A 21,124-nucleotide genomic window follows, 5' to 3' on the forward strand; every position below is an offset into this window, starting at 1 on the left:
CTAGTTGGCCGGCGCGCGCAGCACCCGGTCGCGGCCGTCGCGCTTGGCCTGCAGCAGGGCGTGGTCGGCGCGGCGCATGGTGTCCTCCAGCCGGTCGGTGGTGCGCACCTGGCTGAGGCCGGCGCTGAAGGTGATGCTGCGGCCGAACTCGATCCGCCGCACCGCCTCGCACAGGTCCTGGATCTGGCGCACGGCCTGCATCTCGGGCAGGCCCGGCATCAGCAGCACGAATTCCTCGCCGCCCAGGCGCCCGACGATGTCTTGGCGGCGCGCGTAGCGGCGCATCGCGTCGGCCACCAGCGCCAGCGCGCGGTCGCCGGCGTCGTGGCCCAGCTCGTCGTTGATGCGCTTGAAGTGATCCAGGTCCAGGTAGGCCAGGGTCATCGGCCGGCGCGCATCGCGGGTCAGTGTGAACGCCACCCGCGCGGCGCGGAACCAGCCCTCGCGGTTGAGCAGGCCGGTCAGCATGTCCATGTCCACGCGCAGCTCCAGCTTGCTGCGCAGTTCGAACAGCTCCAGGGCGATGTCCAGGCGCCGCCGGCGCAGCATCAGGCCCGCGCCGATGCCCAGCACGAGCAGGGCCAGGTCGGGGAGCCAGCTCGCCAGCGAGGCGTGCACCAGCACCAGCATCGCCAGCGACGGCAGCAGCAGCGCCGCGCCCATGCCGATGGCATCGCGCAGGCGCAGGCTCAGCGGCAGGGCGTGCATGGCCATCAGCAGCAGGACCACATGGGCCAGGCCCAGGCCGTGCGGGTCGAGGGTGACGCTGTAGGCCAGCGCGCCGCTGGCGATCAGCACGCCCAGCACCGCCAGGCTTCCGGCCGTGTCCGAGCGCAGCCCGCGCATCCGTACGACCCAGCCGATGATCAGGACCGCCACCGCGGTGGCGCCGCGCACGGCCATCAGCCGCCAGGCGTCGGGTTGTCCGGTCAGCAGGTCGCGCATGCCGCTGATGACGAACACCAGCGGCGTCGCCACGAACAGCACTTCGACATAGCGCCCGGATTCGCGCTGCTGCTGCTCGATGAGCGCGCTGCGCTGCTCCGGAGCCAGGTCATCGACCCGACCGTTGAACCAACCCATCCGTGACCAGCCCCCTGATTCCAGGGTGACACGATACTCAAATTGACGACGACGCGATGCAGCGGGGTCCGAGGCTATCCTGACCGACTGCCCGCCCTGGAAGCCTCCCGTTCATGATCACCGTCCATCACCTCAACAATTCCCGCTCCCAGCGCGTGCTGTGGCTGCTGGAGGAACTGGGCCTCGACTACACCGTGGTCCGCTATCAGCGCGATCCGCGCACGATGCTGGCGCCGCCGGAACTGCGCAGGATCCACCCGCTGGGCAAGTCGCCGCTGATCGAGGACGAGGGACGGCTGCTGGCCGAATCCGGGGCGATCATCGAATACCTGGTCGAGCGCTACGACGTGGCCCGCGCCTTCGCGCCGACCCCGGGCACCGATGCCCACCTGCGCTACCGCTACTGGCTGCACTATGCGGAGGGCTCGCTGATGCCGCCGCTGCTGATCACCCTGGTGCTGAGCCGGATCCGCAGCGCGCCGATGCCGTTCTTCGCCAAGCCCATCGCCCGTGGCATCGCCGACAAGGCGATGGCCGGCTTCGCCCGCCCGCAGATCAAGCTGCATCTGGACTATCTGGAGCAGGAGCTGGGCCGCCACGCCTGGTTCGCCGGCGAGGATTTCAGCGCCGCCGACGTGCAGATGAGCTTCCCGCTGGAGGCCGCGCAGGCGCGCTACGGCTTCGAGGGCCATCCGCTGCTGGCGGGCTTCATCCAGCGCATCCACGCCAGGCCCGCCTACCAGCGCGCGCTGGCCCAGGGCGGGCCGTACGACCTGCTGAGCTGAATACAGCATCGCACCGGCAGGGCTGGAAGCCGGGCGCCCTGGCCCCATCTCCAAGGGCATGAGTACCTCTTCCCCGATCATTCCCTATTCGGTCCTGGACCTGGCCCCGGTGTGCGAGGGCAGCACGCCGAGCCAGGCCTTCGCCAACGTGCTGGATCTGGCCCGCCACGCCGAAGGCCTGGGCTATACCCGCTACTGGCTGGCCGAGCACCACAACATGCCCGGCATCGCCAGCGCCGCCACCGCGGTGCTGATCGGCTATGTCGCCGGCGGCACCTCGACCATCCGGGTCGGCTCGGGCGGGGTGATGCTGCCCAACCACGCACCGCTGCAGGTGGCCGAACAGTTCGGCACGCTGGCCTCGCTGTATCCCGGACGCATCGACCTGGGGCTAGGCCGCGCGCCGGGCACCGACCAGCCCACCGCCCGCGCGCTGCGCCGCTACTTCGACAGCGCCGACCAGTTCCCGGCCGATGTGACCGAGCTGCTGCGCTACTTCGCCCCGGCCGAGCCCGGACAGCTGGTGCAGGCCGTGCCCGGCGCCGGCCTGGACGTGCCGGTGTGGCTGCTGGGCTCGAGCCTGTTCAGTGCCACCCTGGCCGCGCAGCTGGGGCTGCCGTTCGCCTTCGCCTCTCACTTCGCGCCCGATGCGATGGACCAGGCGCTGGCGGTGTATCACCGCGACTTCCGGCCCTCGCGCCATCTGCAGCAGCCTTATGCCGCCCTCGGCCTCAACGTGATCGCCGCCAACACCGACGAGGAGGCGCGCCGGCTGTTCACCACCGCCCAGCAGGCCTTCGTCAACCTGCGCCGCGGCCGGCCGGGCAAGATCCCGCCGCCGATCGACGATATCGAGGCCTACTGGCAGCCGCACGAGAAGGCCGGGGTCGAGCGCGCGCTCGCCTGCAGCGTGGTCGGCGCGCCGGCGACCGTGCGCGAGGGGTTGGAGGCCTTCATCGATCGCCACCGCCCGGACGAGCTGATCATCGTCGCCAACATCTACGACCACGGGGCGCGCAAGCATTCGTATCGGCTGGCCGCCGAGGCGCTGGCGCCGGCGAAGGCGGCTTAGGGCGGGAAGCGGAACGGGCTCGTTCTTACGAGCGTGCCCTGCCGTTTCTTGGGGCGAACCCTGTCGTCATCGAGACACGACGCCTAACCCTCGAAGTTCCGGGTTCCCGCCTTCGCGGGAACGACGGTTCGGGCACTTCCCATGGCGTCCCAGAGCCTGTCGGCAGACCCGGGCCAGACCCCGCCGCGGTACCCTATCGGCCCCTTATCGTCCCGGGCCGATGCCATGTCGATCACCTCCAAGCAGCGGCGCGATGCGCGCAAGCGCCGCGAGCAGCGGGCCCGCAACCAGGCCGCCGCCGGCCTTGGCGCGGCCTCGCCGATCGAACCGCATGCCGAGCTGCGCGACGACGACAAGCAGCTGCTGGCCGGGATCGTGCGCCGCGACGGGCAGTGGGTGCTGGGCATGGACGGGCGCATCGCCGGCGAATCGGACAGCGCCGCGCACGTGCTGGCGCTGATCCTGCGCGCGGCCGAACTGCACGACCGCGCCGGCACCAACGTGCGCCTGGTCTATTCGGACGATCTCAAGCATGCCGCCCATGCCGAGGCCGCCGGCCAGGGCCTGAGCTTCGACCAGTTCCGCCAGCAGCTGGTGGCCGGCCTGCAGGGCGAGCCGGAGACCCACTGAGCCGCATGGCCGTTTCCGCCTCGCGCGTCGGCGTGCGGCCGCTGTTGCGCACCGATGCGACCGCGCTGATCGCCGCGCACCGTGCCAGCGTGGCCTTGCATCGTCCCTGGGTGTCGCCCTGCCTGGACCAGGCCGGGTTCGAGGCCTGGTTCGCCCGCACCCTGGCCGATGACTACGTGAGCCTGATCGCGCGCGAACGCGACGGCGGCGCCATCGTCGGGGTGTTCAACGCCAGCCAGATCAGCCGCGGCAACCTGCTCAGCGCCTACCTGGGCTATTACGCCTGCGTGCCCTGCGCCGGGCGCGGCCTGATGCGCGAGGCGCTGCCGCAGGTGGCCGCGCATCTGTTCGGCGAGGTCGGCCTGCATCGCCTCGAGGCCAACATCCAGCCCGGCAACGCCGCCTCGATCGCGCTGGCCCGCGGCGCCGGCTTCCGCCTGGAAGGCTTCTCGCCGCGCTATCTGCGCATCGACGGCATCTGGCAGGACCACGAGCGCTGGGCGCTGCTGGCCGACGAGGCCGGTTTCTAGCGGCTTCAGCCCGCGGTGTCGGCCGCAGCGGCCGCCGGCACCTGCCAGCCGCAGCTGCGCCCCTCGTTCTGCTGCTTGAGCCAGGCCTGCAGGGGCTGGAAGTATTCCAGCATCGGGCCGGCGTCCATCGTCTCGCTGCCGGTCAGCGCCTTGAGCGTCTGCGGCCAGGGCTGGCTGGCGCCCTGGCTCAGCATCGCCCAGAACTTCTGCCCGGCGACCTTGTTGCCGTAGAAGCTGCACTGGTTGAGCGGGCCGGTGTGGCCGGCGGCATCGCACAGCGCCTTGTAGAACTGGAACTGCAGGATCGCCGCCATGAAGTAGCGCGTGTACGGCGTGTTGGCCGGCACGTGGTACTTGGCGCCGGCGTCGAAGTACTCCTCGCCGCGCGGCGTGGCCGGGGCCACGCCTTGGTACTGCGCCTTGAGCTGCCACCAGGCGCGGTTGTAGTGGTCCGGCTTGATCGAGCCGTCGAACACGCCCCAGCGCCAGCGGTCGATCATCAGCCCGAACGGCAGGAAGGCCACCTTGCTCAGCGCCATGCGCATCTGCGCGTTGACCAGCGCCGGTTCGTCCTGCGTCGCCTCGCGCACCAGGCCGATCGAGGCCAGGTAGCGGGGCGTCATCGCCAGCACGATGGTGTCGCCGATGGCCTCGTGGAAGCCGTCGTTGGCGCCGGCCTGGAACACCGGCGGCTGCTGGTTGTAGGCCAGGTCGTAATACAGGTGCCCCAGCTCGTGGTAGAGCGTGGTGAAGCTGTCCTCGTCGGGCCGTATGCACATCTTGGTGCGCACGTCGCCGGCCATGTCCATGTCCCAGGCGCTGGCGTGGCAGACCACCTCGCGGTCGCGCGGCTTGATGAATTGCGCGCGGGTCCAGTAGCTCTCTGGCAGCGGCGGCATGCCCAGCGAGGTGTAGAAGTCCTGCGCGCGCCGGGCCATGTCCTTGGCGCTGGCCAGGTCCGCGTCGCGGCGCAGGTCGCCCAGGCGCGCGATGGCCGCATCGTAGGCGCTGCGGCTCAGGCGCTCGCGTTCGTTAGCGTCGGGCGCGTGGCCCAGGGCGCGCAGCTGCGCGCCGTAGGCCGCATCGCGCGCGGATTCGAACGGGTCGGTGGTGTCCAGGCCGGCGTCGGTCAGGGTGCGTTCGTACTGCGCATCGTTGCGCGCCTGCAGCGCGCCGGTGATGTCCAGCGCGTCGGCCTCGGGATAGGGCTGCAGCAGGTCCCACAGGTTGCTCCAGTCCTGCTGCCACATATTGCCCATCAGATGCGCCGGCAGCAGGCCGCCGTCGACCTGGCCGCGCATGCCGTAGCGCGCCTCCAGCCGGGTGCGCGCGTAGCAGTGCAGCTGCTGGTACAGCGGCTTGACCTGGTTCCACAGGCGATCGGTCTGCGCGGCGATCTCGCCCGGGGCCATGTCGTAGCCGCTGCGCCACTGCTCGCCGGCATCGGCGAAGCCCATATCGCGCGCGCCCTCGTTGATCAGGTCGACGAACTGCCCATAGCGCGCCCGCATCGGCGTGGCCGCGTCGTGCCAGCCGCTCCAGGCCTGCAGCTGGGCGTCGTAGTCGCGGCTGTGGGCCAGCACCTGTTCCAGCTCGCCCAGGCTGCGGCAGTTGCGCGTCGGGCCGTCGCCGGTGCAGGCCTTGCCGGCGCCGTACATGCCTTCCAGCTCGGTCGACAGCTGGGTCAGACGCGCCAGCTTGGCCGGGTCCTGCGGCGCGGGCATGGCGCTCATCAGCTTGAGCAGGTGGATGGCGCGCGCATCGGAGGGCGCTATGTGCTGGCCCTCGAAGCGTCGCGACTGCGCGATCCAGGCATTGAGCTGGGTCAGCGCGCGCTCGTTGGCCTTGGCGGCCAGGCGCTGGCTGTCCGGATTGATGTAGGTCGAGGACAGCCACTGCGCCGCGCTCACCTCCGGCGCGCTCTCGCGCAGGCCGGCGTTGACGCGCGCGACGAAGGCCTGCGCGGTCTCGCCCTCGGGCGCGGCGTGGATCCCACCGGCCGGCGGCTGGTCCGAACCGCAGCCGGCCAGGGCCAGCAGCGACACGGCGCCCAGGGCGAACACGAGGTGGCGTGGCGGCACGGAGCGCTTCCTTTGCTTCAGGCGGTGAACCCGCAGGCTAGAGAAGCCGACCAGGCGCCGCAAGCACGGCTCATGGCGCGCTTGCGGGCGCGCCGGGGTCGGGCAGGGCGGCGCGGATGCGCGCGCGCAGGCGCTCGGCGCGGCGGCGGATCTTGCGCCGGCCCAGCGCGCCGACCCAGCGCGAGAACGGCACGATCTCCTTGCCGGCCACCACCGACTTGGCGTCCACGCAGACCAGGCGCACGCCGTCCCCGTCGGGCAGCACCAGCAGGTTGCCGGCGTTGAGGTCGAACAGCGGGATGCGATGGCGCAGCAGCCACTGCTCGAACACGCTCACCGCCGCGCACAGGGTCGCGGCCGGATAGCGCGGTGCCTCGAATAGCAGCGCATACAGGCTGGGCGCGTCGCCGCCCTCGGGCAGGGTCACCCGCTGGCAGCACAGGGCCTGGCCGTAGACGGTGCGGAACATGCCCAGCACGGTGGCCAGATGCGGCGCCAGATCCTCGGCCGGGATGCGTGCGGACAGCTGCAGCCAGGCGCGCAGCTCGGCGTGGTTCTCATCGCGCGCGGGCTTGCGCTGCGCGCGCCAGCGCGCCAGCCGCTGGCGCAGGCCCACGCGCGTGCGCTGCGCCGGCGGCAGCATGAATTTCAGGCACTGGCGCGTGTCGCGCCGGTCGATCACGCACACGCGGTTGGCGCCGCGGCCGATCACGATCATGTGGTTCCAGGCCTGTCCGGGCCTGGGAGCGGCAGTGGTGTCCATGCGCGTCCCTGAACGCGAAGAAGTGGGTCGTCGAAGCCGCGCGCCGTCAGTGCGGCAGGCCGCGCTGGGCCAGCCAGCGGCGCGCGTCCTCGGCGTCGTGCTGCATCCAGCCGGCGGTGGAGCCCATGCGGAACGAATAGCCCCACGCGTCCATGTCGGCCATCAGCCGCGCGCGGCCCACGCCGGGCAGCTCGTCGGCCAGCACCACCTGCAGGTAGCAGGTGGCGTCTTCCTCGATGTCCGAATCGGTGGCATCGGTGTGCACCAGTGCGCGGGCCTCGGGCGTGAGCACGATCAGATGACAGGCCTCGTGCAGCAGCGAATGCACCGGCGTGTCGCCGCGCACGTAGACGTTGTGCGCGATCACCCCGGCCTCCGGATCGCCCCAGAAGCTGCCCGGGATCGGCACGCCGTCGGGCACCCGGTGCAGCACCAGGTCGAAGCGCGCCAGCAGCGCGGCCAGCGTGTCGAACGGCAGCGCGTCCACGCGCAGCACCGTGGCCATGGCCGCCTCGCTGCCGGGCGGCGGGGCGGAATCGGAAGCGGGCAGGGCGTTGTGCGGGGACGACATGGGGGCGGTGCTTGTGCGCAAGGCGCGGGCATGGCGGCCCGCGCCGGGTTGGATCAGGCCTTGCCTTCGGGCAGGGCCACCGAGATGTCCAGCACGTCGTGATCGCCTTCCTTGAGCAGGTCGACCTTGACCGCGTCGGCGTCGATGTTGACGTACTTCTTGATCACTTCCAGCAGCTCGCGCTGCAGCAGCGGCAGATAGTCCGGCCCGCCGCGCTGGGTGCGCTCCTGGGCGATGATGATCTGCAGACGGTTCTTGGCCGTCTCGGCGGTGTTCTTCTTGGCCTTGAGGAAATCGAACATGCCCATGCTCAACCTCCGAACAGCTTGCTGAAGAAGCCCTTCTTCTCCGTTGTGGTGAAGCGCATCGGGCGGTCTTCGCCCAGCAGGCGCGCCACCGCATCGTCGTAGGCCTGGCCGGCCGGGGATTCCAGATCCAGGATCACCGGCTCGCCCTTGTTGGAGGCGTTGAGCACATCGCCCGACTCGGGGATCACGCCGATGGTCTTCAGGCCCAGGACCTCTTCCACGTCCTTGATCGAGAGCATTTCGCCGGTCTCAACGCGCGCCGGGTTGTAGCGCGTCAGCAGCAGGTTGGGCTTGAGCGTGCCGCCCTGTTCGGCCTTGCGGGTCTTGGAATCCAGCAGGCCCAAGATGCGGTCGGAGTCGCGCACCGAGGACACTTCCGGATTGACCACCACGATCGCCTTGTCGGCGAAGTACATCGCCAGGAAGGCGCCCTTCTCGATGCCGGCCGGCGAGTCGCAGACCACGAAGTCGAAGCCGTCGGCGTCCAGGTCCTTGAGCACCTTCTCCACGCCTTCGGTGGTCAGGGCGTCCTTGTCCCGGGTCTGCGAGGCGGCCAGCACATACAGCGTGTCGAAACGCTTGTCCTTGATCAGCGCCTGCTTGAGCGAGGCCTCGCCCTGGGTGACGTTGATGAAGTCGTACACCACGCGGCGCTCGCAGCCCATGATCAGGTCCAGGTTGCGCAGACCCACGTCGAAGTCGATGACGGCGACCTTCTTGCCGCGCCGGGCCAGGCCGACGGCCAGGCTGGCGCTGGTGGTGGTCTTGCCTACGCCGCCCTTGCCGGACGTGACGACGATGATCTCAGCCAATGGTGTTCTCCTGGAATGTGAAATGCGGTGGAGCGTTGCCATGTTGCGGGAACGGCCCGGTGAGGGGCCATCTTTGCCGCGCTAGGTCTGCGCGGCGATGTTCAGCTGTCCGTCTTCCAGCCACACCTGCACGGGCTTGCCGTGCAGCGCGCGCGGGACGTCGTCCAGCACCTTGTAGTGGCCGGCCACGGCGACCAGTTCGGCGTGGAAGGCGCTGCAGAAGATGCGCGCGTCCTCGTTGCCCTGGGCACCGGCCAGCGCGCGCCCGCGCAGCGGGCCGTAGATGTGGATAGAGCCGTCGGCGATGACCTCGGCGCCGGCGCCGACCGAAGTCAGCACGGTCAGGTCGCGCTGCTCGGCATAGATCTGCTGGCCCGAGCGCACCGCGGTCTTGAGCACCATGCCGGGCTGCGCGACGGCCTTGGGCTTGGGCGGCTCCGGGGCGGGCGGGGGAGGCGGAGGCGGCGGCGCGGCCTGGACCGGTTCGCTGCGCTCGTACTGGGCGCGGAACTTGGCCAGCAGCGGCAGGCCGAGCTGCTCGGCCAGCGCTTCTATCTCGGCCGTGCCGTAGGCCAGGGCCACCGGCAGCACGCCGGCGCCGGCCAGGCCGTCGACCAGCGCCCGGGCGGTGGTCAGGTCAGGGGCCTGGATCAGGCCGCCGAAATCCACGATCACCGCGGCGCGGCCGAACAGCTTGGGCGCGCGGTCCACACGCTCGCGCATCTCGCGCACCAGCGCGGCCACGTCCAGCGTGCGCACGCGCAGGTTGGCGATGCCGACCTGGCCGATCTTCAGTTCGCCGGCCTGCTCGTAGTTGGGGGTGGTGGGGGACGGGCTGCTCATGCGTTGCTCGCCCCCTGCGCGCCGGCGGGGGTGAAGGCGCGGGTACGCGTCCACGGGGTCTGCGGCAGCTTGCCGCCGTAGGTCTCCAGCACCCAGGGATAGCTGCACAACTCCTTCATCAGCATGCTGGCGCGGACCTTGACGCCGGCCATGACGTGCTGGCCGACCTCGCGGAAGCCGAAGCTGCCATGGAACAGCAGCGCCGAGTCGGCGCCGTGGTCCAGGAACACCTCGCAGGCCAGCTGCGGGTAGCGCAGCTCGGCATAGCTCTGCACGTCGGCATAGAAGGCCCGGCCCACGCCGCCGCCGCGGCGGCGGCTGGCCACCACGATGCGGTCGATATAGAAGAAGGCCGGATAGCGCTCCTGGAACCAGCGGTAGTTGCTGCTGTCGTGCTCTTGGCCGGCGCCGAAGCCGACCAGGAAGCCGGCCAGGTTGCCATCGCGCTCGGCGACGCGGAAATACTCGGCGCGCTCGTAGAACTCGTGCACACGGGCGCTGTCCAGCGGCAGGATCGCCAGACCAGCGTTGTTGTTCAGGGCCAGGACGGAATCCAGCTCGCGCTCGCGCACGTCGCGGATGACGATGGACATCGGGCTTCAACTCCGGGGGAAAACTGCGCCCGACACCGCCGGGGCGGGCCGATTATCGCATGGGTGGCTGGCCGCTGCGGCAGGTCGGATGCGCGCAGGCATGACTTCAGGCCGGGTCGCGGGTCGCGGCACGCCCGTAAGATGCCGCCATGCTCGGACGAATCGCCCACACCCGCCTGTTGCGTGCCGCCGGGCTCTACACCTGGGCGCTGGTCGGCATTCCCATCGTGCTCAACGCCTGGTTCCTGCCGCCCTCGCGCGGGGCCGAGGGCGCCAGCCTGAACGTGCCGATGTCGCTGCTGGCCTATCTGGCCTTCGGCCTGTGCTACTGGCTGGCCACCCGCACCCTGCACGAGCGCCCGCCGCAGCATCACAGCCTGTCCAGCGTGCTGTTGCTGCTGGTGATGATCTCCTCGGCCGTGGCGGTGGGCTTCTATACCCGCACCGGCCTGGGCGCGCTGCTGCTGGCGGTGGTGGCCGGCGTGCTGCCGTGGATGCTGGAGCTGCGCTGGGCGGTGCTGTGGCTGATGTTCGCCCACGTGCCGCTGGTGCCCTCGTTCATGGCGCTGGACGACTTCAACTTCTGGGAGTCGGTGTTCCAGTCCTCCTTCTATGTGGGCTTCGCCGCCTTCGTGCTGGTCACCGCCTATGTGGCCCGGCAGCAGGCCCAGGCGCGCGAGGAGCAGCGCCGGCTCAACGCCGAGCTGCGCGCTACCCGCGTGCTGCTGACCGAGAGCGCGCGCGTCAACGAGCGCACCCGCATCTCGCGCGAGCTGCACGACCTGCTCGGCCACCACCTCACCGCGCTCAGCCTCAACCTGGAAGTGGCCAGCCACATCACCGAGGGCCGCGCGCAGGAGCATGTGCGCCAGGCGCACACCCTGGCGCGGTTGCTGCTCAACGACGTGCGCGAGGCGGTCAGCCAGCTGCGCGAGTCCGGCTCGATCGACCTGGCCGCCACCCTGCGCCCGCTGGCCGAGCACGTGCCCTCGCTGCACATCCATCTGGACCTGCACGAGCCGTTGACCCTGGAGGATCCCGAGCGCGCCCACGTGCTGCTGCGCTGCGCCCAGGAGATCATCACCAACGCCGTGCGCCATGCCGCGGCGCGCAATCTGTGGATCCGCTGCCGGCGCGAGGGCGCCGAGCTGGTGATGGACGCGCGCGACGACGGCCGCGGCGCGGCCGAGCTGATCGGCGGCAACGGCCTGCGCGGCATGCGCGAGCGCCTGCGTCAGTATGGCGGCCAGCTGCAGCTGGACACCGCGCCGGGGGCGGGCTTCCGCCTGGCCCTGCGCCTGCCGGCGGCCAGCGACGATCCGCTGCTGTCCGGCCCGCTGACGCCGGCCTCGGCGCCCCTGATTTCTTCCGGAGAACTTCCATGATCCGCGTCTGCCTGGTCGACGACCAGAACCTGGTCCGCCAGGGCATCCGTTCGCTGCTGGCCCTGGACGACGGCATCGAGGTCGTCGGCGAGGCCGCCGACGGCCGTCAGGCGGTCGAGCTGATCCCGCAGGTCCGACCCGACGTGGTCCTGATGGACATGCGCATGCCGGTGATGTCCGGGCTGGAGGCGCTGCAGGCGCTGGCCCGCGCCGGCCAGCTGCCGCCCTCGATCATCCTGACCACCTTCGACGACGACCAGCTGGTGCTGGCCGGGCTCAAGGCCGGCGCCAAGGGCTATCTGCTCAAGGATGTCTCGCTGGAACAGCTGGTCGGCGCCATCCGCACCGTGGCCGAGGGCGGCTCGCTGGTGCAGCCGGCGGTGACCCAGCGCCTGCTCTCGGGCCTGGAGCACATGCGCAACGAGTTCGTCAGCCTGGACCGCCCGGACCCGCTGACCGACCGCGAAACCGAGATCCTGCGCCTGATGGCCTCGGGCTTCTCCAACAAGGAGATCGCCAATTCGCTGGGCGTGGCCGAGGGCACGATCAAAAACCACGTCTCCAACATCCTGTCCAAGCTCGGCGTGCGCGACCGCACCCGGGCGGTGCTGAAGGCCTTCGAGCTGCAGCTGGTCTGAGGCCGAGGGGCTAACGGGTCTTTCCCTCAACGCCGCCGACATCCCACGCCACCGTCATTCCCGCGAACGCGGGAATCCAGGGACTTCGGGGCTCTACCGCGTGAGGGTCCATAGATTCCCTCGTTCGCGGGAACGACGGCTTTTCTTGTTAGCCGTTCTATCCAGCCTCTTGGCACGCAGGCGCGCCCATTCAGCTCCGGCCTTCGCCTTGAGTTGGCAGGTCCGCAAAAGAGCATGACCCCGCACCAATCCCCCGCGGGAGCCGCCATGGCGCCGAAGAAGCTTTCCCGACAAAGCCCTTCGCCGCCATGGCGCCCACCTGTAGAGCGGAGCTTGCTCCGCTGGGGCCGTCCCCAAGAACCGAACGAAGAGCAGCGGAGCGAGCTCCGCTCTACAGGCAGGCCGCTGCGGGATTTGAGGAGACAGTTGCTCCCACAGGGCCAGTCTCCGACCGCGCCACCACACCACACAGGCGCCCTTCGACAGCGCTCACACTCCAGCTGGTATGCCCTTGGTCTGTTAAGACTTCGTTCTCGCGGCAGAAGGCAATGATTCCGGTGCATTTTTCGGCTGACCGTCTCGATCCAAGCCTGCTACGATTCAGGACTGACTTGTTCCTTAACCCCCCATGGCCTCTCACCGGCCCCGGAGACCGCTGAATGACCCGTTTGCTCGAGTTCTTGATCGCCCTGGCGCTGGTATTGGCGCTGTTCCTGGTCATCGGCGTGGTCCTGCCGTCCCATCGGCACCTCGAAGGAAGCGTGGAAAGCAACCGCAAGATGACCATCGTGTACGACACGGTGAACAACGTGCGGCGCCTCAAGGATTGGAGCCTGATGCTGCCGGGTGACCCGGCCCACCTGAAGTATTCCGGCGGTGCCGATGGCAACGTCGGCAAGGGCGCCAAGGTCGAGTTCACCTCGGACGTGGCCAGCGCCTGGAAGAGCGGCAGCTGGGAAATCACCGACAGCCAGGCCCCGCCCGCTGGCGGCGGCCCGGCCAAGGTGGTCTATGCGATCGTCGACCAGACCCCGGGCAGCAACAAGTCCTCGGAGATCAACCTGACCCCGACCGGCCGCAACAACCGCAACGTGCGCATCAGCCAGTCCTATGACGTGGACTACGGCTGGAACCTCTACGGCCGCTTCCTGGGCATGTACATCAAGAGCCAGATCGGCGACTCGCTCGATGCCGGCCTGGCCAAGCTCTCGTCCAACCTGGCGACCATCCCCAACTTTGACTATCGCGTCGAGGGGACCAAGCTGACCGACCTGAAGATCACCGAGGTGCCCGCCGAGAACCTGCTGGTGGTCAACGCCGGCAGCATCGAGCGCAGCAACGACGCGATCAAGAAGTCGATCCTGGCCAACCAGGAGTGGATCAAGCGCGTGATGGACGCCAACGACCTGGAGCCCGCCGGTCCGTTCCGCATCGTCACCACGGAACTGGCCACGCAGACCTACACCTTCGACGTGGTCCAGCCGGTCCGCAAGAAGGGCGGCGCGGCCAAGGCCGACGACGCCAAGACCGACGATGCCGCCGCGGCGACGCCGGCGCCGGCGGGCGATGCGGCGCAGCTGCAGGTGAAGACCGCCGGGACCCCGGTGACCTACGTGCACACCGATGCGCACCAGGCCGCCACCGCCAAGTACACCGGCTACATGTCCGAGCTGGACGCCGCCCGCAACGGCCTGCGTGCCTGGGCGCTGACCAACGGCCATGCCATGACCGACCGTCCGTACGAGACCTGGAACAGCGGCGTGGACAAGTCGTTCACCGACGAGAGCTCCACCTACGACATCTATTGGGCGATCAAGTACTGATCGCCGGCGCCTGACGGGCGCCCGCTTCGATGTCCACGCGCCGCGCCTTCGCATCCCGAAGGCGCGGCGTTTTCATTTGCGGCCGGCTTGGCCGCGCCTTCGACAGGGGTGTCGCATGATCCTGCTTCGTTCGCCCGTTCCCTCACCGCTGGCGGCCATCGGCGCGGTGCTGTGCGCGCTGTCCATCGGCCTGGCCGCCTACGCCGCCCACGGCGTGACCGACGCCAAGGCGCAGGCCGCGCTGCAGAGCGCCTGCCTGTACGGCTTCGGCCATGGCATCGCGCTGGCGGCCCTGGCGCCGCGCGCCCGGCGCGCGCTGGGCCAGTGGGCGCTGCGCCTGCTGCTGGTCGGCACGCTGCTGTTTTCCGGCAGCATCGCCGCGCACCATCTGGCCGGGGTTAGCAGTGGGCTGGCACCGGCAGGCGGGGTGGCGATGATGCTGGCCTGGCTGCTCTGGGCGGTGGACGTGCTGCGGCGCTGAGGGCGCCGCGCCGGGTGTCGGCCCTCAGCCCTGGTGCCGCCAGTGCCAGGGCTCGTAGACGATGCCGTGCGGGTTGTCGCGCGGATAGCTCATGGCGAAGCCGAAGCGGCCGGCATGCGCGCCCAGCCAGGCGAAGGCGGGCGTTCGTTCGAAGGATTCCTCGGCCGGCGCCTCGCCGGGCGTGCCGATGTCCAGCGCGGTGCCAGCATGGTGTTCGCTGTAGCCGGGGGCGGCGTTGACGGTGAGGATCTGCTCGACCGTCTGCCCGCGCGCGCGCTTGCGCTCGAAGATGCCCAGTTGGTAAGCATGGCTGCGATAGCCGGAGATCGCGTCCAGCCGCACCTGGTCCTCCCATGCCGCGGTCTGCATGGCGCGCCACGCACGGCCGGCCGCGCGGGTCAGCCAGAGCGGACGGTCATAGCGATCACGCCCGGCCAGCCAGAGCGTGGCCGGTTCGGCGATCAGCTCCAGGCCGGTGCGCGCAGCATAGTCGTCGGCGTCCAGGCCCAGGCGGTCCAGGCGTCTGCGCAAGCCGGTGAGGGGCAGGTCCGCCTCGCCGGCGCCGGGCAGGGGGCGCGCCTGCTCGATGGCCTCCAGGCGGTCCAGCGCCTCGTCGATGCCCGGCGTGCGGCTCCAGCCGGGCAACAGGCCGACCAGGCCCTCGGGTACCACGGCGGCCAGATAGCGACCGTCGTCCTTGCGCCGCAGGACGCGCGAGGCGCGGGCCAGCACGCGCGCATCGGCGTTGGCGCGCGCGCGCAGCAGCGGCGCCGGCCACAGTTCCACCTCGGCGGTGTTGAGCAGCAGGCCGGTTTGGGGCAGGGGGTGAGCAGACATGCGCGCCACTCTAGCGTGCGTGCCCGCAGCGCTCGTGCAGCAGCGCCAGCAGCCCGTGCGGATCGCGCACGTCCAGCAGCAGCGCGTGGCCGGCCGCGGTGGGCAGCCACAGCACGTGGCGGCTGTCGGCGGTGGCGACGAAGGCCTTGCGCTTGTTGCGCAGCCGGTACCAGCCGCTGCGCAGTCCGGGCAGGGAATAGCCGCGGGTCTTGAGCTGCGGGCGCAGTTCGAGGTGTTCGTCCAGGTCGATCACGCGCGCCTGCGCCAGCTGCAGCTGCGCCAGGGCCACGCGGCTGCGGAAGAAGGTGCTGCGCACGTCCAGTTCGCCGTGGTCGATGCGCAGCGCCTGCCGGCGCAGCGCCCAGTCCAGCGCGGCCCACAGCGGCACGGTCAACATCGCCACCGACGCCAGTTGGAGGGCGATGGCGCCGAGGACGCCACCGGCCGGCTGCGGGGTCGCCCGACCCGTCAGAGGCGCGATCGCCAGCGCTGCGGCGCTGAGCAGCAGCGGCAGGCCGACCACCAGCACGAACAGCCAGAGCCGCGCGCTGCCGGGCGGCGGCGTGAGGGCCGGCGCCGCGCCCGCCGCATGCGATCGTGCGTGCGATGTCATGGCCGCACCAGGCCGATGAGCGGCATGGCCACGTGCAGGACCAGGTCGGCGCAGAAGTGGCCGAGCATCGCCATCTCCAGTCCGCGCCGCCAGTACAGCCAGCCGAACACGATCCCACCCACGCCGTTGAGCAGCAGGGTGCGCGCCACCACGCCGGGCGTGAGACCCCAGACCTGGGCGGCCGTCGGCAGGTGGCCGGCGCCGAACAGCAGCGCCGCGACGAGGATCGCCGCCCAGTACACGCCGGCACCGGGCACGGCGCGACGCAGGCGCGCCACGCCCCAGACCAACAGGGTCATCAGGAACAGGCGCAGCTGCAGTTCCTCGGCGATCCCGCCATAGAACGACGCCAGCGCGCCGTTGATGGCCGAGGCCTGCGCGCCGATGTGCGCCGGGGGATGCGCCATCGGCGGCAGCCAGCGATCGGACAGCGGCGAGAGCGCCACGATCGCCAGGCCCGCGCCCAGGCCCAGCAGGGCGCTGGTCGCCGGGCGCAGCCGCGTCCAGTCCAGCGGGGTGTGATCGACCAGCCAGGCGCGCAGCACCGGGCTGCCCAGGCCGACGCGGTGGCCCATGCGCAGGCCCAGCCAGGCCATCGCGCCGATGAGCACCACGGTCTGCAGCGCCTGCAGCACCATGACCAGCCCCAGCGGCACCGGCAGCCTGGCGAAGCGCTCGGGCATGGTCTGCGCCAGATAAGGCATCAGCGCCACCACCGCTAGCGCGGCGAGCACGCCCCAGACCGCGGCGAGCTTGAGATCGTCCACGCCGCGCGGCGCGGCCGGTGCGGGGGCGGCGTTCATTGCGGACGCTTGAAGACCAGCACCACCGGCTGCGCCGGCGCCGGCACGATCAGGTTGACCAGCTCCCAGCCCTGGTTGCCCTGCCTGGTGAGTTCCTCCTGGACCAGCTCGGTCTTCAGGGCGCCCAGCAGGCTGGGCTTCACTTCCACGGTGAGATAGCTCCAGCGGCGGTCGGTGCTCATGCGTCGTCTTCCTGTGGATCGGGGATCGGGGGTTTGGGCAGGCGGCCGGCCTTGCGCAGCGCGTCGCGCAGCAGGTACTCGATCTGCGCGTTGAGCGAACGCAGGTCGTCGTCGGCCCACTTCTGGGCCGCGGCGAGCACCTCGGCGCTGATGCGCAGCGGGTAGGCCTTCTTCTCTGCCATGCGGGTTCAGCCGTCCTGGTTCCGGCGCCCACGCTGGACGACGAACACGACGATCGAGGCGACGAGGACGGCTGCGGAGACGTGGGCAGGCACTGGCGTTGCTCAGTACAAGCTGCCGGCGTTGACGATGGGCTGGGTGGCCCGATCGCCGCACAGCACCACCAGCAGGTTGCTGACCATCGCGGCGCGACGCTCCTCGTCCAGCTGCACGGTGCCGCTCTTTTCCAGCTCGGCCAGGGCCATTTCGACCATGCCCACGGCGCCGGCGACGATGCGCGTGCGCGCGGCGATGACCGCGTTGGCCTGCTGGCGCTGCAGCATGGCCTGGGCGATCTCCGGCGCGTAGGCCAGATGGCTGATGCGCGCCTCGATCACGTCCACGCCGGCCTGGGTCAGGCGCTCGTCCAGGTGGTGCTTGAGCTGCTCGCTGATCTCGGCCGGATGGCTGCGCAGCGAGACCTGGCCGTCCTCGTGCTGGTCGTAGGGATGGCTGGTGGCCATCGCGCGCAGCGCCGCCTCGGACTGGATGTGCACGAAGCTCTCGTAGTCGTCCACGTTGTAGACCGCCTCGGAGGCCACGCTGACCTGCCAGACGATGACCGCGGCGATCTCGATGGGCGAGCCGTCCAGCTCGTTGACCTTCAGCCGGCCGCTCTCGAAGTTGCGCACGCGCAGGGAGACCTTCTTCTTGGCGTAGAAGGGGTTGTTCCAGCGCAGGCCGGACTGCTTGTCGGTGCCCACGTACTTGCCGAACAGGCTGATCACCGCCGCCTGGTTGGGCTGCAGCGTGTACAGGCCGATCAGGCAGAACAGCAGCGCCGCGGCCAGCACGATGGCCACCACTACCCGCGCCGCCGAGGCCACGCCGGCGCCGTCCGGGTCGGGGCCCAGGCCGGTGGCGAACAGCCACACCGCGCCGGCCAGCAGCACCAGTAGCACTAGCAGAAAGGGAAGGCCGGGCAGGGAACGGACGGGTTGTTCTTTCATGGCGGTGTCCTCGGATGTCGAGAGAAAGATATCAAATTGATATCGTCCTGCAGGCGCCGTCCGTCGGCGCAGGCGGGCCGGGGACGGAGAGACGGGCTGGCTAGAATGGCCGCCCCTTCTGCCTGGATCCGCCGCCCATGACCACGCTCGGCACGCCGCGCTCGCCTTCCGCCACCCGCGTCCTGCTGCTCGGCTCGGGCGAACTGGGCAAGGAGGTGGCCATCGAGCTGCAGCGCTTCGGCGTGGAGGTCATCGCCGCCGACCGCTATGCCGACGCGCCGGCCATGCAGGTCGCCCACCGCAGCCATGTGCTGGACATGCTCGACCCGGCCGCGCTTCGCGCGCTGATCGCGCAGGAGCGGCCGCATCTGGTGGTGCCGGAGATCGAGGCCATCCACACCCCGACCCTGGTCGAGCTGGAAGCCGACGGTCTGCAGGTGATCCCGACCGCGCGCGCCGCGCGCCTGACCATGGACCGCGAAGGCATTCGCCGCCTGGCGGCCGAGACGTTGGGCCTGCCGACCTCGCCGTACCGCTTCGTCGACACGCGCGAGGACTATCTCGCCGCGGTCGCGGCCATCGGTCTGCCGTGCGTGGTCAAGCCGCTGATGTCCTCCTCGGGCAAGGGCCAGAGCACGCTGCGCAGCGAGGCCGACATCGCCCCGGCCTGGGACTACGCGCAGACCGGCGGTCGCGCCGGCGCCGGTCGCTGCATCGTCGAGGGCTTCATCGACTTCGATTACGAGATCACCCTGCTGACCGTGCGCCATGCCGGCGGCACCAGCTTCTGCGCGCCGATCGGCCACTGGCAGAAGGACGGCGACTACCGCGAGAGCTGGCAGCCGCAGCCGATGAGCGCGGCCGCGCTGGCGCGCGCCCAGCAGATCGCCCGCGCGGTGACCGACGACCTGGGCGGGCGCGGGCTGTTCGGCGTGGAGCTGTTCGTCAAGGGCGATGCGGTGTGGTTCTCCGAGGTGTCCCCGCGCCCGCACGACACCGGTCTGGTGACGCTGGCGTCGCAGGACCTGAGCGAGTTCGCCTTGCACGCGCGCGCCATCCTCGGCCTGCCGGTTGGCGCGGGCGATGGCGAGACGATTGCGACCGTCGCGCCTTCGGCCTCGTGCGCGATGCTGGCTCAAGGCCACGGCGTGCCGGTGTTCGCCCACGTCGAGGCCGCCCTGGCCGCGCCCGACACCGCGCTGCGCCTGTTCGGCAAACCGCGCGTGGAGGGCCAGCGTCGCGTCGGCGTCACCTTGGCCCGCGGCGCCGACATCGACGCCGCCCGCGCCAAGGCGCGCGAGGCTGCGGCGGCGATCGAGATCACGCTGGAGTAGCTCGCGCCTCGCTGCGAACTCATGTGGGAGCCGCTTCAGCGGCGATGGGCTTTACCGGCGTCGCTGATCGCCGCGAAGCGGCTCGGACAATCTAGTTATTGAGGTCGGATTTCCGGCTCGTCAGGAGCGTGGGGAGGTGTCGCAGTTTGTGAGATGCGGCGCCATCAGGCTGCATTACACAGCAGTTGCGCGGAACCGCCCGCGAACCTGAACGAGGATGCCACAGTGCCAAACTTTGTTCTCAACAGAAACGCCCAAGCCAACGGCGATCATGAGGTTCACAACGTCACTAACGGTTGTCTCTATATGCCGGCTGCCTCAAATCAAATCGACCTTGGATGGCATGCTGGCTGCCAGGGCGCGGTTGCTGAAGCCAAGCGCCGCTATCCATCAGACAGGATCAATGGTTGCTATTGGTGCGCCAATGCATGTCACACCAGTTAGTCATAGGCTGGAAGGGTGGTGACATCACCCGCTGACCTGCCAAGCGGGTCAGCGGTACTTCGGGGTTACATCTGGATATCCGCCCACACCAGGTGATGGTCGCTGCCATCGGCGATGGCCGCGTGCGGATCGTCGCTGGCGGGCCAGAACACGCCGCCGCCCAGGTACGAGAAACTTACCGACGGCAGCACGTAGTCCAGCCGCATCGCGCCGGCCTTGGGGCCGAAGTCGCCGGTGACCTGGGCCGGGGCGCCGCGATGGGCGATGCCCTTGGCGGCATAGGCGCGCGCGGTCGCCTCGCCGCCGGCGCTGGTCGGCGTGGGATGGCGCAGCACGCGCGTATGTTCGAGCAGTTCGACGATGGACTCGTGGTGGCCGTCGCCGTCGACCGGGTCGTTGTTGAGATCGCCGGCGATGACGAACCGCGTGTCCGCCTCCAGCCCGCCGCAGCGGCCGGCGTCGTCGCACAGCCAGGCGGCGCCAGGCGCGTTGTCCAGGTAATGACGCCACAGCGCGATTTCCTGCGCATTGCGCGCGCCGTTGCGGTCCTCCGGCCCGTCGAACACCGGCGGAGTCGGATGCGAGACCAGAAAGTGGACCACGCCGCCCGGTGTGCGCACCGGCACGTCCCAATGCGACTTGGACGACAGCCGCAGCTGCGGCCAGGCCACGGCCGAATACCAGGGCTTGCCGTTGCGCGGATCGATCGGATTGGCGGCGCCGGGCACCTGTGACCACTTCAGCAGGCGGAAGCTGCGCACCGCATCCGCATCGATCGGATACTTTGAAAGCACCAGCATCCCGTATTGCCCCGGATGCAGGCCATAGCCCCAGGCATCGTTGCCGCCCGCGCGTCCCGGTCCACCGACCTGGCCATCGTTGTCCAGGTCCAGGCCACTGGGCACGCCGGTGTTGACCTCGGCCAGATAGCGGTAGGGATAGCGCAGCGGCGCGCCGCCGCCGGGCTGGGCGACTTCGAGGAAACGATGCTGGAACAGGTCGGCCGCGCGCTGCGCCGGGTCGTAGTCGAACTCGTTGAGCAGCACCAGATCGGGCCGCACGACCTGCAGCACCGCGGCGATCTTGCGCGCGTGTGCGCTGTCGCCTTCCAGTTCGGCGATCAGCCCGCCGGCCTGGTCCGAATACAGCGAGGTGTTGTAGGTCGCCACACGCAGCGGGGCAGAGGGGGTGGGCGGCACGGCGGCATCGTGCGCGCAGCCGGCAAGCGTGGACAGGGCCATCAGGCAGAGCAGGGAAGTCAGTCGCATCGCAGGATTCTATGCGCCGCAGATGACACCCGGCGCCTGGCTAGCCTTCAACGCCCGTCATTCCCGCGAAGGCGGG

Annotated in this window: 24 protein-coding genes; 9 read left to right on the top strand and 15 right to left on the bottom strand. The window is 70.1% G+C overall.

Features of this window, described 5'->3' with window-relative positions:
* Entirely contained in the window at positions 1-1,083 is a 1,083-nt protein-coding gene (locus ACFJIT_RS03425) for a GGDEF domain-containing protein (RefSeq protein ID WP_379655052.1), read from the bottom strand.
* A 113-nt stretch (positions 1,084-1,196) separates the two neighbouring features.
* Between ACFJIT_RS03425 and ACFJIT_RS03430 the strand changes: the two genes are divergently transcribed.
* From ACFJIT_RS03430 to ACFJIT_RS03445, 4 genes are all read left to right on the top strand, one after another.
* Positions 1,197-1,868 (top strand): glutathione S-transferase, encoded by a 672-nt coding sequence (locus ACFJIT_RS03430; protein ID WP_130524837.1) that lies wholly within the window; start codon positions 1,197-1,199, stop codon positions 1,866-1,868.
* A 76-nt stretch (positions 1,869-1,944) separates the two neighbouring features.
* Positions 1,945-2,940 (top strand): LLM class flavin-dependent oxidoreductase, encoded by a 996-nt coding sequence (locus ACFJIT_RS03435; protein WP_379655703.1) that lies wholly within the window; start codon positions 1,945-1,947, stop codon positions 2,938-2,940.
* A 225-nt stretch (positions 2,941-3,165) separates the two neighbouring features.
* Positions 3,166-3,570 (top strand): hypothetical protein, encoded by a 405-nt coding sequence (locus tag ACFJIT_RS03440; protein ID WP_130517490.1) that lies wholly within the window; start codon positions 3,166-3,168, stop codon positions 3,568-3,570.
* A gap of 5 nt (positions 3,571-3,575) precedes the next feature.
* Positions 3,576-4,100 carry a GNAT family N-acetyltransferase gene (locus ACFJIT_RS03445; protein WP_379655053.1) on the top strand — a complete coding sequence of 175 codons (525 nt, stop codon included), beginning with the start codon at positions 3,576-3,578 and terminating at the stop codon, positions 4,098-4,100.
* Positions 4,101-4,105: 5 nt separating this feature from the next.
* On the opposite strand, the gene ACFJIT_RS03450 is transcribed toward ACFJIT_RS03445, so the two are convergent.
* The 7 genes from ACFJIT_RS03450 to ACFJIT_RS03480 form a co-directional block, all read right to left on the bottom strand.
* Positions 4,106-6,181, bottom strand: coding sequence for a M2 family metallopeptidase (locus ACFJIT_RS03450; RefSeq protein ID WP_379655054.1), 2,076 nt, complete (start codon positions 6,179-6,181; stop codon positions 4,106-4,108).
* 70 nt (positions 6,182-6,251) lie between these two features.
* Positions 6,252-6,944: a YrbL family protein gene (locus ACFJIT_RS03455; protein WP_379655055.1), complete on the bottom strand. Its 693-nt coding sequence runs from the start codon at positions 6,942-6,944 to the stop codon at positions 6,252-6,254.
* A gap of 46 nt (positions 6,945-6,990) precedes the next feature.
* Complete coding sequence (locus ACFJIT_RS03460) at positions 6,991-7,515, bottom strand: hypothetical protein (RefSeq protein WP_131660755.1); 525 nt, start codon at positions 7,513-7,515, stop codon at positions 6,991-6,993.
* A 53-nt stretch (positions 7,516-7,568) separates the two neighbouring features.
* Positions 7,569-7,823: a cell division topological specificity factor MinE gene (gene minE / locus ACFJIT_RS03465; protein WP_130517500.1), complete on the bottom strand. Its 255-nt coding sequence runs from the start codon at positions 7,821-7,823 to the stop codon at positions 7,569-7,571.
* 2 nt (positions 7,824-7,825) lie between these two features.
* Positions 7,826-8,635, bottom strand: a complete 810-nt coding sequence (gene minD / locus ACFJIT_RS03470) for a septum site-determining protein MinD (protein WP_130517502.1) — start codon at positions 8,633-8,635, stop codon at positions 7,826-7,828.
* 81 nt (positions 8,636-8,716) lie between these two features.
* Positions 8,717-9,478: a septum site-determining protein MinC gene (minC, locus tag ACFJIT_RS03475; protein WP_379655056.1), complete on the bottom strand. Its 762-nt coding sequence runs from the start codon at positions 9,476-9,478 to the stop codon at positions 8,717-8,719.
* Entirely contained in the window at positions 9,475-10,071 is a 597-nt protein-coding gene (locus tag ACFJIT_RS03480) for a GNAT family N-acetyltransferase (protein ID WP_130517506.1), read from the bottom strand. Before ACFJIT_RS03480 ends, minC begins: the two co-directional genes overlap by 4 nt.
* Before the next feature lie 149 nt (positions 10,072-10,220).
* On the opposite strand from ACFJIT_RS03480, the gene ACFJIT_RS03485 reads away from it, so the two are divergent.
* The 4 genes from ACFJIT_RS03485 to ACFJIT_RS03500 all read left to right on the top strand — a co-directional run bounded on the left by ACFJIT_RS03485 (position 10,221) and on the right by ACFJIT_RS03500 (position 14,398).
* A complete protein-coding gene (locus ACFJIT_RS03485) occupies positions 10,221-11,456 on the top strand; it encodes a sensor histidine kinase (RefSeq protein ID WP_130517508.1) in 1,236 nt (411 codons plus the stop codon).
* Positions 11,453-12,094 carry a response regulator transcription factor gene (locus ACFJIT_RS03490; RefSeq protein ID WP_130517510.1) on the top strand — a complete coding sequence of 214 codons (642 nt, stop codon included), beginning with the start codon at positions 11,453-11,455 and terminating at the stop codon, positions 12,092-12,094. The genes ACFJIT_RS03485 and ACFJIT_RS03490 overlap by 4 nt, the downstream gene beginning before the upstream one ends.
* Before the next feature lie 659 nt (positions 12,095-12,753).
* A complete protein-coding gene (locus ACFJIT_RS03495; protein WP_130517512.1) occupies positions 12,754-13,917 on the top strand; it encodes a polyketide cyclase in 1,164 nt (387 codons plus the stop codon).
* A gap of 115 nt (positions 13,918-14,032) precedes the next feature.
* A complete protein-coding gene (locus ACFJIT_RS03500) occupies positions 14,033-14,398 on the top strand; it encodes a DUF423 domain-containing protein (protein WP_379655057.1) in 366 nt (121 codons plus the stop codon).
* 24 nt (positions 14,399-14,422) lie between these two features.
* Here ACFJIT_RS03500 and ACFJIT_RS03505 read toward each other — a convergent pair whose 3' ends face one another.
* The 6 genes from ACFJIT_RS03505 to ACFJIT_RS03530 form a co-directional block, all read right to left on the bottom strand.
* Entirely contained in the window at positions 14,423-15,235 is an 813-nt protein-coding gene (locus ACFJIT_RS03505) for a M15 family metallopeptidase (protein WP_379655058.1), read from the bottom strand.
* 10 nt (positions 15,236-15,245) lie between these two features.
* Positions 15,246-15,848 carry a hypothetical protein gene (locus tag ACFJIT_RS03510; protein ID WP_379655059.1) on the bottom strand — a complete coding sequence of 201 codons (603 nt, stop codon included), beginning with the start codon at positions 15,846-15,848 and terminating at the stop codon, positions 15,246-15,248.
* A complete protein-coding gene (locus tag ACFJIT_RS03515) occupies positions 15,845-16,651 on the bottom strand; it encodes a CPBP family intramembrane glutamic endopeptidase (RefSeq protein WP_379655060.1) in 807 nt (268 codons plus the stop codon). The genes ACFJIT_RS03510 and ACFJIT_RS03515 overlap by 4 nt, the downstream gene beginning before the upstream one ends.
* The gene (locus ACFJIT_RS03520; protein ID WP_130517522.1) at positions 16,648-16,833 is read right to left on the bottom strand and encodes a DUF4177 domain-containing protein; all 186 of its coding nucleotides are present in this window, start codon (positions 16,831-16,833) and stop codon (positions 16,648-16,650) included. Before ACFJIT_RS03520 ends, ACFJIT_RS03515 begins: the two co-directional genes overlap by 4 nt.
* Complete coding sequence (locus ACFJIT_RS03525) at positions 16,830-17,015, bottom strand: Arc family DNA binding domain-containing protein (protein ID WP_130528578.1); 186 nt, start codon at positions 17,013-17,015, stop codon at positions 16,830-16,832. Before ACFJIT_RS03525 ends, ACFJIT_RS03520 begins: the two co-directional genes overlap by 4 nt.
* A gap of 102 nt (positions 17,016-17,117) precedes the next feature.
* Positions 17,118-18,002 (bottom strand): SPFH domain-containing protein, encoded by an 885-nt coding sequence (locus ACFJIT_RS03530; RefSeq protein ID WP_130528579.1) that lies wholly within the window; start codon positions 18,000-18,002, stop codon positions 17,118-17,120.
* 137 nt (positions 18,003-18,139) lie between these two features.
* Here ACFJIT_RS03530 and purT point away from each other — a divergent pair, with 137 nt between their 5' ends.
* The gene (gene purT, locus ACFJIT_RS03535; protein ID WP_379655061.1) at positions 18,140-19,336 is read left to right on the top strand and encodes a formate-dependent phosphoribosylglycinamide formyltransferase; all 1,197 of its coding nucleotides are present in this window, start codon (positions 18,140-18,142) and stop codon (positions 19,334-19,336) included.
* A gap of 509 nt (positions 19,337-19,845) precedes the next feature.
* On the opposite strand, the gene ACFJIT_RS03540 is transcribed toward purT, so the two are convergent.
* Positions 19,846-21,021: an endonuclease/exonuclease/phosphatase family protein gene (locus tag ACFJIT_RS03540; RefSeq protein WP_379655704.1), complete on the bottom strand. Its 1,176-nt coding sequence runs from the start codon at positions 21,019-21,021 to the stop codon at positions 19,846-19,848.
* Between the last annotated feature and the right edge of the window lie 103 nt (positions 21,022-21,124).

Origin of the sequence: Pseudoxanthomonas sp. UC19_8 (assembly GCF_042700505.1) — a bacterium.
GTDB classification, from domain to species: Bacteria; Pseudomonadota; Gammaproteobacteria; order Xanthomonadales; family Xanthomonadaceae; genus Pseudoxanthomonas_A; species Pseudoxanthomonas_A winnipegensis.